Here is a 12,433-nt window from a genome sequence, read left to right on the forward strand (position 1 = left end):
AATGTAAATTTTATCAGGTAAATATATATGGCTCTGACACCTAATTCGCCAAATGCAGATAACTCCATGCAAGCGTTAAAGCAATATGGTAGTTATATCGTTACTGCGATTTTGTTAGCACTGGCCGCCTACTTTGGTTGGACATACTGGCAAAACAACCATGCGCGAGTAGATACCGTCGCCGCCGATCAATATGCTGATATTCAGCAGCTAAACGAAGAGGTTAAATTGGCCTCGCAAAACCCAGATTTAGAAGCAGAGGCTCAAGAAGCACTTACCCAAAGTCGTGGCCAACTAGACAAAGATATTGATACTTTAGTCAGTACGCACGGTGAGTCAGTTTATGCATGGCAAGCGCTAATGATAAAAGCACGTCAACAAGTAGACAATGATGATTTTGCAGCAGCGACTGAGACATTCAAAAAAGCATTGGCCATCGATTTGGGTGATGCTGGTCTAGAAGCGATTACTCGTTTACGCTATGCAAAAACGTTATTGGCCGCAGGCGATACAGATGCTGCCCTGTCAGAAGCAAACAATGACATGCCAAGCTCGTTTGAAGCAAGTCAGCAGGAGCTACTAGGGGATATTTACTTAGCGCAAGACAATAAAGATTCAGCGATTAAATCTTATAGTAATGCGTGGGAGCTATTACGTAGCCGTCAAGAAACGCGTGCAGTATTGGCATTAAAGATGGAAAGCTTAGGTATCACGGCTGAGCCGATTGCTGAGCAAACCAGTCTTATTCAAGAGCCATCTGCTCCTGAGCCATCGCTAGTGATGGATGTCTCGAACGAAGTCGCTGCCGAAGCAGGACAGTAAGTCAGTAGGCTAGATATTAAGTCAGTAGTATAGTATTGAGAGTTGGTAATCAGCCAAAGCTCTTTTTTAATATAACCTAATGATTACTAATTTGCCGTTGGCCAATTTACCAATTAATAATAATTTATCTGTAGTGAGAACATACAATGACTCAATCTATTCGCTCTAGCAAAATGTTAAACACCAAGACTATCAAAAAGACAGTCATGCATGTGGCCGTACTGGCAGTAATGAGCACGGCAGTGATTGGATGTAATCGCGGTATTAAGCCTGTGGTTAATGATCCGGTAAAATTGGTACAAATCGCTCAGCCGATTAGCGTACTACAGCCTGTATTTAGTACCGATGTTGGCAATAAAAAAGCCAGCAAAAAAGATCCGCTAGATTTGCAAGTTGGCTATGCTAATAGTCAAATCGTTACTGCATCACGCGGTGGTGAACTGTCAGGGTTTAATAGTGCAGGTGAGCGCGTATGGTCAATCAATGTTGACGACCAAATCACTGGCGGTGTTGCAGTAGATGCATTGAGTCAGACAGCTATCGTTAGTACTCGTGGTGGCAAGGTTATGGCGTTCGATAGCACGACTGGTGCAAAGCGTTGGCAGCAGCAGCTATCAGGTTCGGTTTTGACGCCAGCACTGATTACCAATAATCGTGTGGTATTATCAGCGAATGATGGTTTCTTACATGGTCTGTCGCTGCAAACTGGACAGCCAGTATGGCAGTTCGCAACTCAAGTACCTGCTATCAGCGTTCGCGGTAGCGCTGCGCCAACTTTATTAGATAATGAGACAGCACTTTTAGCCACAGCTGATGGTCGTCTTCACGCAATTACTGTCGATAACGGTCTTCCGCTATGGTCAAGACGTGTTGGCGTAGGTGCTGGTAGTAGTGAAGTTGAGCGCATGAGCGATGTCGATGGCAAACCTATCGTAGATAAAAATCAGTTATTTGCGATCAGCTATAGTGGTCAGCTATTAGGGATTGATTTGGCCTCGCGTCAGGTAATGTTCGTCAATGAAATTGCGAGTCTCAAATCATTGGCGGTAAATACTCAGCAAGTCATTGCTACCAGTCTAGATGGTAAAGTAGTTGCTTATGATCGCAACAGTGGCGAGACGCTATGGGAAAGTGACGAATTGGCTTATCGTGATCTCACTAATCCTGTGATGATTGGCAACTATATCGCCATTGGTGATTTCGATGGCGTAGTGCATTTGTTTAACCCTGCTACGGGTAGCATCGTTAGTCGTGTAGAGACAAAAGGTGCGTTGACCAACTTGCAAGTCCAAGGTAGCCGTTTAATGACTCAAAGTACGTCAGGACAAGTTGCCATCTGGCAATTAGTGCGCTAATAACTATATAGATAAGTGATTATCGGTAATTAATGAAGTGTAATATTTCACTATAGTTTTTAAGCCTATTCTTGATTATCATTTATAAAACACAAACGCTGATTAGTCAGCGTTTAGTGCCTTGTGTAAATTGCTTGTTTAAACATAGGCTTTAGCGTACTCTATGCGACCGATGTGCTATCCATATATACTACTTATTTATGTATAATAGGTATAATGAAGCCATCCTATATACTATTTTTAATCGTAAAATAGCCATCTATTATTTTTGCTATTGTTCTATCATTCATTTTAATTCACGGTCAATTGCAGCATATCTATTACTATTGTTATGTCACTGGTTATAAGAATAACTGTACTGCCCGTCATTGTGCCTTTCACTGAGAGTAACCCATGAGTATCAAGCCTGTGGTCGCCTTAATTGGTCGTCCAAACGTCGGTAAATCCACCTTATTTAATCAGTTCACAAAAAGTCGACAGGCATTGGTCGCTGACCTTTCAGGATTGACTCGTGACCGTCAGTACGGTGATGCAACTTATGAAGACAAATCTTTTATCGTTGTAGATACGGGTGGTATCGGTGAAGCTGATGACGGTAGCGGTAATATTGATGACTATATGTCTGAGCAGTCGCATACAGCAATCCATGAAGCAGATATCATCGTATTCGTCGTTGACGCTCGTGCCGGTATGATTGGCGCTGATGCTGAAATTGGTAAATTCTTGCATACATTAGGCAAGCCTGTCTATGTTGTTGCCAATAAAGTCGATGGCGTACATGATGCAGCACCTGCCGAGTTTTATGCACTAGGATTGGGCGAACCGTATCCGATGGCAGCCAGTCATGGTCGCGGTGTCGGCAACTTGCTTGAAGTACTAACGGCTGATATGCCTGAGCAAGAAAATATAGTAGAGCCAAGAGGCTTAAAGCTTGCTATTATCGGTCGTCCAAACGTTGGTAAATCGACGCTCGTAAACCGCCTGCTTGGCGAAGATCGAGTAGTGGTATTTGATATGCCAGGCACAACGCGCGATAGTATTTATATTCCTTATCAGCGTGAAGGTCGCGACTATGTCTTGATCGACACTGCTGGTGTACGTCGCCGTGGTAAAATCGATGAAAAAGTAGAAAAATTCTCTGTCATCAAGACCTTGCAAGCGATTGAAGATTCTAACGTAACTGTGATTGTCATTGATGCTCACGAAGGTATTGTAGATCAAGATTTGCATATGATTGGTTATGCGCTTGACGCCGGACGAGCGTTGGTCGTTGCAATCAATAAATGGGATGGTCTAACGCAAGATCAAAGAGACTATATCAAGCTTGAGATGGATCGCCGTTTTAGCTTTATTCCTTATGTAAAAATACATTTGATTTCAGCACTGCATGGTACAGGTGTCGGTAATTTATATCCGTCTATTTTACGTGCGTATAAATCTTCGATGTTTGAAGTATCAACCAACCGTTTGACCCAGATTTTGCAAGATGCGGTAACGGCCAATCCGCCACCAACCGTTGCTGGTCGTCGTATCAAGTTACGTTATGCGCATATTGGTGGCCACAATCCACCCGTTATTGTTATTCATGGTAACCAAACCAGTGCGCTTCCTAAAAGCTATCAGCGTTATCTAGAGAACCAATTCCGTCAAGTGTTTAAGCTAGAAGGCACACCGCTTAACGTTATCTTGAAGCAAAACGACAATCCATATGCGAATAAGAGCGACACGCCGACTAAAGCTAAAGCTCAGCAATTGCGTCAACGTGAGCGTAATAGATCACAGAAATTTACTACCAAAGATAAAAAGCCTCGTTAATCCTAGTGTTTTAGGCTTTATATTTTTAGCTTTATGATTAATGTCATCGCGTTCGATAGCGCGATGACATTTTTCTATTAATACGCTATAGTTTGGGCTTATAAATAGCTATCTTAGTTTCAAAAAATACTCAAATGTTTTACTTATCACATCTTTAAAATACCTGTACTATAAATGAAAGCTGCACGCGACTCAGTAGAGTGATATGAACAACCGTTCGTCTCAAACCATCCCCGTACTTATCTGGCGTTCTGTCATACAAGCTGTCGTATTGGCAGTGCTGGCAGGTTTTTTATTGCCTTTTCTTTATGGTTTAGTGCATCACTATCAAGAAAAAGAACAGCATATTCAACAATTGGCATCGCTACTAACGACTAGCGCATCGACTGCAGATGGGGCAGATGTTGTGGCTGAACAAGTCAATATCTTGTTAGAGAATGAGCCGACTATTCAGAGTATTGTTTTCTATTCCACCTCTGAGCCAATTGAAGATATAGACCAGTCGCTTGCTGATTGGAAAAATGCTTTATTTGCGCATACGGTCAGTTTCAACTATCCAGTGATTAGTAAAGACCTTGATGCCAGTATTGTGGCATCCAATAAGTCTGATTCCAATCAACATTTGGCAATGACTTTATCAAACATTATGAGCGAATCGTCAGCGCCAGATGAGACGACTGATACAGCGACCGAAAATAGCACATTGATTGGTTATATTAATATTACGATGGACGCAGAGTTGCTACGTTTACATTGGTTCCAAAATATCCTGTGGTTATGGCTAACAACAGTGGTAATGATTGTTATATTTGCCTTATACATTTTTAGAAAGCTTAATTGGCCAGTCAGAGATATCGAAACATTGACCGATATTTGTGACATTGTCATAGACAACGCAAATCTAGAGCAACTGCCAGTCATTCCGCAGCAATTCAATTTTCAAGAGCTAACCCAAATCAAAAAAGCATTAATTGTGTTATTCAATCGTTTACAAGAAGCACGGCAAGGTTATGAAACCCTTGCGGCCTTTGAACAGCAATTGCACAATAAAGATGTGTCACTTGATGTACAGTTGCATAACTTTCAAAGCATGATTTCTCATGAGTTAAAAACGTCGTTGAATGCAATTGTAGGTGGTTTACAACTATTGGATCATGAGGCGCTAAACAGAGAGCAAAAAGACGCGGTAGAGATTATCAGTAGCGGCAGTGATAAATTGGTATTGTCGTTAGATCATATTATACAGTTGAACCAGATTCAAAAAGGCCAGATAAGAATTCATAAAAATGAGTTTAACCCATTACAGTTAATCGCTGATCTGTTAGCTAAGTTTGAAAATACAGCTACTCAAAAAGGGCTAGAGCTGATTAGTAATATTCACCATATAGACTATAGCCTATATGGTGATTCAGAAAAAATACATCAGATACTATCGATACTGCTCAATAATGCGATTAAGTTCACGCCTGTTGGAAAAGTTACGATTACGTCGCAACTGACACATTTTAATAAGAGTAATCGCTGGCAGATTAGCGTGAAAGATACGGGTATTGGTATCGATAATGAGCACCTAGACGATATATTTAATCCGTTCTTTCAGGTGGATTCGTCGCAAACTCGCCAGTATGAAGGCTCAGGGGTTGGCTTGCCAATCGTTAGACAAATGGCTCAGCTTATGGGTGCTACTATTGATGTGGATAGTGTGCTTGGCGTAGGTACACAGTTTACGCTGACCATAGCGATGCCCAATCAACAGCAATCAAAACAGCAGCGCTTATTGTCTGGTCTGACGATTACTTATTATTACTATCATGAGACAGGCTCATTGTTAGAGGAACTGGAATACCTAGGGGCTACGATTATTTGTCGTCAAGGTAACCAACTCGTCATAGAGGAGATGCGTAAGCAGAAAGTTGACATAGTGATGTTTGCTGAAGATGTTTTCCCAGAAAAAGCCGCGATGCTAGCCAAACGTATCCGTCAATATGAAAGCGATGAGGGTAGTAAGAGCGAGCATCGTGCGTTATTGGTATATTGGTATCCGCAGCATCGGGCGCGCTATGTAGGCAGTTTTGAGTATGGTTTAAAAGCAGCTGGTGTCGATTATTGCCATATTGCTACTTATAAGGACAAAGCGTTAAGCGACTTATTAAAACAATGGTTGGTTTAGACATAGTACGGTTCTACTAGATCTGTGCTCCTAGTTGGGTTTATTTTGCTAGGTAGCATTTCTCATATTTTCGACTTGTCAGTATCGAAGCACTGTTGAATTAAAGTAAGCATAAAAAGAAAAAAGACGCCCATTTTGAGGCGTCTTTTTTTAAACAGTTTTTAGCTAGAATTGCTTTTTAAAAGTTTCTCTTAGAGAAGGTTCTTTACCCAGCGTACGATATGTTCCCACGTACGGCTCATAAAGCCTGACTGTTCGATATCATTGGTTGCTATGATAGGAACTGAGGCTACCGCTTTACCATCGATTACAGCCATCATTTTACCGACTTCCTGACCTTTCTTGATCGGTGCTTCTAAGCTCTCAGGAATGTCGACCACTGTGGTGATTTTGTTTTTCTGTGTTTTGCTGGTTAGGATTTGCAAGTTGTCGCCAGTGGCCAGTTCTACCTCGTCAGCTTCTCCAAACCATACTGGAAGCTTACTAACGAACTGTCCAGCAGGCGCCTTGGTAACCGTTGTAAAGTGACCGAAACCCCAGTTAAGTAGTTCGCGTGACTGATCAGCGCGAGCTTGTTGGCTCTTGGTACCCATAATGACAGAGATTAGACGCATGCCTTCGCGGTTGCTCGATGCAACCAAGCAGTAGCCTGCCGCATCAGTGTGGCCAGTTTTTAAGCCATCAACAGTTGGGTCGGTAATCAGTAGAGCATTACGGTTACCTTGGGTAATACCGTTATACGTAAACTCTTTTTCTGCGTAGATACTATAGTAGTCGCCGCTGTTTTTGATAATAGCGCGAGCAAGTTTAGACAAATCCAAAGCAGATGCTAAATGACCTTCGTCAGGCATACCGGTAGCATTGACAAAGTTAGAGTTCTCCATGCCAATTTTTTGCGCTTGTTCGTTCATCAAGATTGCAAACGAGGCTTCGCTACCAGCAATATGTTCAGCCATGGCTTTTGATGCATCATTACCTGATTGAATGATAATACCGCGTAGCATATCGATGACGCTGGCGGTTTTGTTCACAGGCACATACATACAAGATTGGCTGCTACTACCACGGCACCACGCGTTTGGACTCATCAATACCTGTTCATCTTCTTTCAAGTCGCCTGATGCTAAGCGTTGCTCAATGATATAACTGGTCATCATCTTAGTCAGAGATGCTGGCGGCAGCGCCTCATTGGCGTTCTTTTGAGCCAGAATTTCGCCAGTGTTATAGTCCATCAACACATAGGCAGTATTGTCCATTTCAGGTGGTTGAATGGCTGCGTTTGCCATTACTGCACTCATCGAGATACTTACACCAACTACCAGCTGTATCAGCTGATTTTTTACACGCTTTACTGTCATATATCATTACACCGCATCATGGAACCAAATGTATCTATCGCTTATGTTTTGTACCTATTTCCATACATTATTTTAAGCAGCATGTCTTAAATGCAGTGTTTAAAATAATGTATCGATGAAAATAGTAACGCCTACACAATAGACATAAAATTAACGCCTTATCTTAGCAAAATGACTACCGATGGGGAATCAATAAATGCAAAAATAAGGCAAGTTTGAAAAGAAAAATGAAGGCCTATCATATATTTGTTCTGACTATCATCTGACCAGTCTCTGTAATAAAAATTTAACGCTCACAAAAAAGCCTGCTGCACTGCTTGTGAATAACAAGTAAAGTGACAGCAAGCTTTGATGCTACAGATACCTAAACAATCAGTTGATAATATTTGCTTAACCGATGTTATAAAGAGTACATAGCTTTTATTTTATTATCATTGATACCAATATTATTAACAAGTTAAGTAGATGACGTTAGTCGTTGAGTCAAACTAACGAGTCTTCTAGTAATCTGCATTTGCCAAATCTTCACATAGTGCTTTGTTTTCTTGCTTTGAGAATCCCATCGTCCAACTACGAATACCTTGTAGTATCTGGCGATAGTCTTGCTGTGTAGATAAGTATTGAATAGCCGCTTTTGGATCTTCTAGAGAAGGCATTAGCTCATGCAGCTGTACGGTGTACGACTTATAGAACCGCTGTTTTTGCTTACCATTTAGCATTGGTGGGCATATCTCTGATAGTACTTGCATCACCGCAATTTCGTGCTTAGTAATGTTAATGCCAGACATGTCTAGCGGAATGGTAGTGCCAGAGTTATTTGCAGCATTAGAAGCTTGAGACAGCATAGCAACAGACGTTATCAGTCCTGCAATCCCAACTTTTGAGGCAGTATTTGCTATCACAGAAGCTATAGATAATATCGATTGTTTATTCATTCAGTATTACACTCGCTCGTCTTTATTTAATGGTCATATGTTAATCGGTAAAAAAACAAAAGTCACATAAAATATTGATTTATGTGTAGATATCTTGTGAGCCAAAACCATTTTTTAGCAACATATCAGTAGCATACCCTAATGACGTTACTTCAGTATCAGTACATCGGTTTGTATTGTTGTGGGGTGTTGCGTATTGTAACGCGATGCTTAATCTACTGGTTGTTATTCGTTTGATACAGATCTTGTTACGCTACTTTCATCGTATAATTATCAGCATAAGAAGAGCATGATACTTTGCTAATGACAGGGTTCGTGTCTTTATATTATTCAGTTATAATCGCTCATGCTATCAAAATGATTCTTTTTCTCTAGACTGAGACGTCATGTCATTGAAGAATTAGAGTATCATGTTTTCATTTTAGATATGGGCATCGTTCTTTGATGGCTATCTTGAACAGATATGGCACGATAGCAGAATTATCAAATAGAGATGTAGAAAAATCGGCAATAAAATATTAACCATATACTGAGCAGAAATGAGATTTTTAATTAGTAACGATGACGGTGTGTATGCGCCAGGATTATTGGCACTATCTCAGGCATTATCGACTATTGGTGAAGTGGTGGTCGTCGCCCCGAACGATGAACAAAGCGGCTATGCGAGTGCGCTGAGTGTCTCAAGACCACTGCATACGCATCAGCTGCCTTCTGGATTTGTAGCGGTAAATGGTTCACCAGCTGATTGTGTTTATTTGGCACTGCATGAGTTATATCGTGATAGTGACTTTGACTGCGTGATTACAGGCATTAACTCAGGGGCTAACTTGGGACAAGATGTGATGTTCTCTGGTACGTTCGGTGCTGCATTGACCGCGCAACTATCTGGTATTCCTGCTATAGCAACGTCTTTGGTAGGCGGGGGTGTCAAAAACGGCGGGCAAGAATCAGCCAGTGACTATCAAGTGGCCGCACATGAAATCGTCAAACTGCTTACTGAGACTTCGATTTTAGAGATGCTTAAAAGTTTGCCCTATCATGTATTAAACGTTAATATTCCTGATGTGCAGCATGCCGATGATATCAAGGGTCGAAAAATAACCTCGCTAGGCCATAAGCAAGCTGCTCAGCCAGTACGCCATATGATAGACCCACGCGGCCGAGATGCATATTGGTTGTCTCTACGAAAAGGTAAAAATGAGCGATCATCAGAGACGTCAATCGATGCGTTACAAGCGAATCAGGATATGATGACAGATTATCAGGCCGTAGCGGCAGGGTATGTCAGTTTGTCACCAGTACGCCTACATCATACGCCAACGGCAGCGCTAGATAGATTATCAACACTCGCGCTATAAATTCTATAAGATATAATCCATACCGGCTTATTAGACACTAACGTGTTATGAGAATATCAAAAGACTCTTGTATGACATTAAGCGCTTTTGAATGATTAAACAATGAATGAGCAACACAAAGAATAGGAACCTTGTATGAAAAAAATCATAGCTGGATCGCACCTTGTTAAAGCCGCTTTGATTGGTACTATGGCAGTCGCTACTCTATCTGTCGTCGGCTGTGCAACGAAGCCCACGTATCAGTCAGCAAACCAAGCAGGTCCTAAGATTATTACTAACGCGCAAGGCGTCCCTAACTATCACCGTGTACAACGCGGCGATACGGTCAGCCAGATTGCAGCGCGCTATCGTCTGAACTACCGTCAAATCGGAGCAATGAATAATCTAGATAGTAAATATACCATCTATAGTGGCCAATGGCTCAAACTATGGCAAGGCAATGCGGCCACCACTGCAAGTAACAATAGCTACAGTGCTCCAGTTCAAACGCAACCAACTTATACGCCACCTGTGACCCAATCTCAAACACCAGCGTATGAAGCCACTGCCAACTCGACCTCTGGTTATGATTATCCTACGCGCAACCCAGTAACTCGTAACATTGACCCTGCTGCAGGCAATATGGGAATGTGGTTTGCGGGTAAAGTTGGTGATCCAGTACTTGCCAGCCAATCAGGAACTGTGCTTTACTCAGGCAACGGTCTGCCAGAGTATGGCAATCTAATTATGATTCGTCATAGTGATAACTACATCACAGCCTACGCGCACAATAGCCAATTATTAGTGCAAGAGGGTGATACAGTACAGCGTGGCCAACGCATTGCCAGTATGGGCAGCAGTGGTCAGACCAACGAGGTAGGCTTAGAGTTTCAGGTTCGCTTAAATGGTAATCCTATTGACCCACGTAGCGTACTTGGGCGTTAGACTTAAATAATAGCTACGGATAGCTTGGCCACTGTGCGCCATTTTATTTATTCATGTTTGAGATTTTTTATGAGATTAAAAAAGCAATACCTCGCCTTTGTGCCAGCGTTAGTGATGGTCGGGTGTACAAGCCAGCAGGCAATGCAAAGTAAGCCTGTTCGTCAAGGCGGCGTTGAGATTACTCAAACTCAAACCGTTCAGGTCAAACCAACACCTGCGCCAGTCGTAAAACCGCAGCCTGCGCCAAAGCCTAGCTACAGTAGCTTTTCTGATTGGAAGTCAGACTTTTCTATGCGGGCCATATCGTCAGGCTATGATGCCCAAGTGATTGGTCGATTGCTTGACTCTGCTTATCTAAATCAGCAAGTCATCTCATTAGATTCAGGTCAGCCCGAGTTTTCTAAGATGCCATGGGAATACGTAGATTCTGCGGTATCAAGTGGACGCGTCAGTGTAGGTAAACGCAAATTTGCTGAGCAGCGTGCTTATTTGTCTCAGCTAGAGTCTCAGTATGGAGTTAATGCAGAGATTATCGCTGCGATATGGGGTATGGAGTCATCGTACGGTGCTGTAACCGGTAATAGTGATTTGCCAAGTTCGCTTGCCAGCCTTGCCTATGATGGTCGTCGTCAAGAATTCGCTGAAACGCAGTTGCTATCGTTAGCGACCTTGCTACAACGCGGTGACGTATCATGGTCACAGTTGGACGGTTCTTGGGCAGGTGGTATGGGACAAACCCAGTTTATCCCTGAGACTTGGCTCAAACAAGGGGTTGATGGTGATGGTAATGGACATCGTAATCCTTGGGCGACTGGTGATGCGCTAGCCTCGACGGCCAACTATCTTAGTAACTCAGGTTGGGTTCGTGGCTTAGCACCGTTTTATGAAGCAACGGTGCCAGCCTCGTTTGATTACTCAGTGGTTGGTAGCAAACAACCTGCCGCTAGATGGGCTGCGATGGGTGTCGATACGATAGCGGACGTTTACTTAGATGCCAATACTCAGATGGAGCTATGGTTACCCGCTGGTAAAGACGGTCCAGTATTATTGCTGAGCCCAAACTTCGATGTGATTAAAGTCTATAACAACTCATCAAGTTATGCATTGGGCGTTAGTCTGCTAGGCAAAACGATTAATGGACAAAGCGGTTTGCAAAAATCTTGGCCTCGTTATGAGCGTCCATTATCGACCACGCAAGTGACTAACCTACAGCGTCGGTTGACTAGTATGGGTTATGATACCAAAGGTGCTGATGGTATCGTGGGTACCAATACTCGTATGGCATTCCAGCGCTGGCAAGCAGATAACGGCCAAACACCAGATGGCTTCATTACTCAAAACAGTGCGTCTTCATTGGCTGGATGGTGAGGTAAACTGACGGTATTTATACACTGTATAAAAGTGGCTCTTTTTAATCTTACTTAGCCATTATGAATTAGTCACTAGTCATCAAACGATAATTTACTTTGTTCTACAAAAAGCACCTTGCCAAGGTGCTTTTTTTGTCTCAATCTATGTCTGATTTTGCTGACGTCTTTAACACCATGGACAATGCAATAAATATCAAATATTAAGACCAGTGTAATCTGGCTTTATTCAAAACTTATCAGGACAAGGTTAATACAAGAAAGTTGATACTTTGAATGATAGACTCTAGATAATGTGTTTTTTAACGATGACTTTTACTCAGAGTTTT

General features: G+C 42.2%; 9 protein-coding genes. 7 read left to right on the plus strand and 2 right to left on the minus strand.

Translation table 11 applies throughout. The features are described from left to right. The first annotated feature begins 27 nt into the window (after window positions 1-27). The 4 genes from AK824_RS04105 to AK824_RS04120 all read left to right on the plus strand — a co-directional run bounded on the left by AK824_RS04105 (window position 28) and on the right by AK824_RS04120 (window position 6,162). Window positions 28-822: a YfgM family protein gene (locus AK824_RS04105; RefSeq protein ID WP_057759043.1), complete on the plus strand. Its 795-nt coding sequence runs from the start codon at window positions 28-30 to the stop codon at window positions 820-822. A 146-nt stretch (window positions 823-968) separates the two neighbouring features. Beyond that, window positions 969-2,177, plus strand: coding sequence for an outer membrane protein assembly factor BamB (bamB, locus tag AK824_RS04110; RefSeq protein ID WP_057759044.1), 1,209 nt, complete (start codon window positions 969-971; stop codon window positions 2,175-2,177). Window positions 2,178-2,570: 393 nt separating this feature from the next. Then, window positions 2,571-3,992: a ribosome biogenesis GTPase Der gene (gene der / locus AK824_RS04115; RefSeq protein WP_057759046.1), complete on the plus strand. Its 1,422-nt coding sequence runs from the start codon at window positions 2,571-2,573 to the stop codon at window positions 3,990-3,992. 205 nt (window positions 3,993-4,197) lie between these two features. Beyond that, entirely contained in the window at window positions 4,198-6,162 is a 1,965-nt protein-coding gene (locus tag AK824_RS04120; protein WP_057759048.1) for a sensor histidine kinase, read from the plus strand. Window positions 6,163-6,353: 191 nt separating this feature from the next. Here the strand turns inward: AK824_RS04120 and AK824_RS04125 are convergent, their stop codons facing one another. After that, window positions 6,354-7,520, minus strand: a complete 1,167-nt coding sequence (locus AK824_RS04125) for a D-alanyl-D-alanine carboxypeptidase family protein (RefSeq protein WP_057759049.1) — start codon at window positions 7,518-7,520, stop codon at window positions 6,354-6,356. Between the two features lie 500 nt (window positions 7,521-8,020). Then, on the minus strand, window positions 8,021-8,455 hold the full coding sequence (locus AK824_RS04130) for an MCR_0457 family protein (protein WP_057759051.1): 435 nt from the start codon (window positions 8,453-8,455) through the stop codon (window positions 8,021-8,023). Between the two features lie 539 nt (window positions 8,456-8,994). Between AK824_RS04130 and surE the strand changes: the two genes are divergently transcribed. The 3 genes from surE to AK824_RS04145 all read left to right on the plus strand — a co-directional run bounded on the left by surE (window position 8,995) and on the right by AK824_RS04145 (window position 12,105). Beyond that, window positions 8,995-9,813 (plus strand): 5'/3'-nucleotidase SurE, encoded by an 819-nt coding sequence (surE, locus tag AK824_RS04135; RefSeq protein WP_057759053.1) that lies wholly within the window; start codon window positions 8,995-8,997, stop codon window positions 9,811-9,813. 135 nt (window positions 9,814-9,948) lie between these two features. Then, window positions 9,949-10,737, plus strand: a complete 789-nt coding sequence (locus AK824_RS04140; protein WP_057759055.1) for a peptidoglycan DD-metalloendopeptidase family protein — start codon at window positions 9,949-9,951, stop codon at window positions 10,735-10,737. 69 nt (window positions 10,738-10,806) lie between these two features. Beyond that, window positions 10,807-12,105, plus strand: a complete 1,299-nt coding sequence (locus tag AK824_RS04145; RefSeq protein WP_057759057.1) for a lytic murein transglycosylase — start codon at window positions 10,807-10,809, stop codon at window positions 12,103-12,105. The last annotated feature ends 328 nt before the right edge of the window (window positions 12,106-12,433 follow it).

Source organism: Psychrobacter sp. P11G3 (assembly GCF_001435845.1).
GTDB lineage: Bacteria > Pseudomonadota > Gammaproteobacteria > Pseudomonadales > Moraxellaceae > Psychrobacter.

Excerpts from the sequence above, each read along its gene's own strand:
- AK824_RS04105 (WP_057759043.1), top strand. The coding sequence starts at position 28 with ATGGCTCTGACACCTAATTCGCCAAATGCAGATAACTCCATGCAAGCG.
- bamB (WP_057759044.1), top strand. The coding sequence starts at position 969 with ATGACTCAATCTATTCGCTCTAGCAAAATGTTAAACACCAAGACTATC.
- der (WP_057759046.1), top strand. The coding sequence starts at position 2,571 with ATGAGTATCAAGCCTGTGGTCGCCTTAATTGGTCGTCCAAACGTCGGT.
- AK824_RS04120 (WP_057759048.1), top strand. The coding sequence starts at position 4,198 with ATGAACAACCGTTCGTCTCAAACCATCCCCGTACTTATCTGGCGTTCT.
- AK824_RS04125 (WP_057759049.1), bottom strand. The coding sequence starts at position 7,520 with ATGACAGTAAAGCGTGTAAAAAATCAGCTGATACAGCTGGTAGTTGGT.
- AK824_RS04130 (WP_057759051.1), bottom strand. The coding sequence starts at position 8,455 with ATGAATAAACAATCGATATTATCTATAGCTTCTGTGATAGCAAATACT.
- surE (WP_057759053.1), top strand. The coding sequence starts at position 8,995 with ATGAGATTTTTAATTAGTAACGATGACGGTGTGTATGCGCCAGGATTA.
- AK824_RS04140 (WP_057759055.1), top strand. The coding sequence starts at position 9,949 with ATGAAAAAAATCATAGCTGGATCGCACCTTGTTAAAGCCGCTTTGATT.
- AK824_RS04145 (WP_057759057.1), top strand. The coding sequence starts at position 10,807 with ATGAGATTAAAAAAGCAATACCTCGCCTTTGTGCCAGCGTTAGTGATG.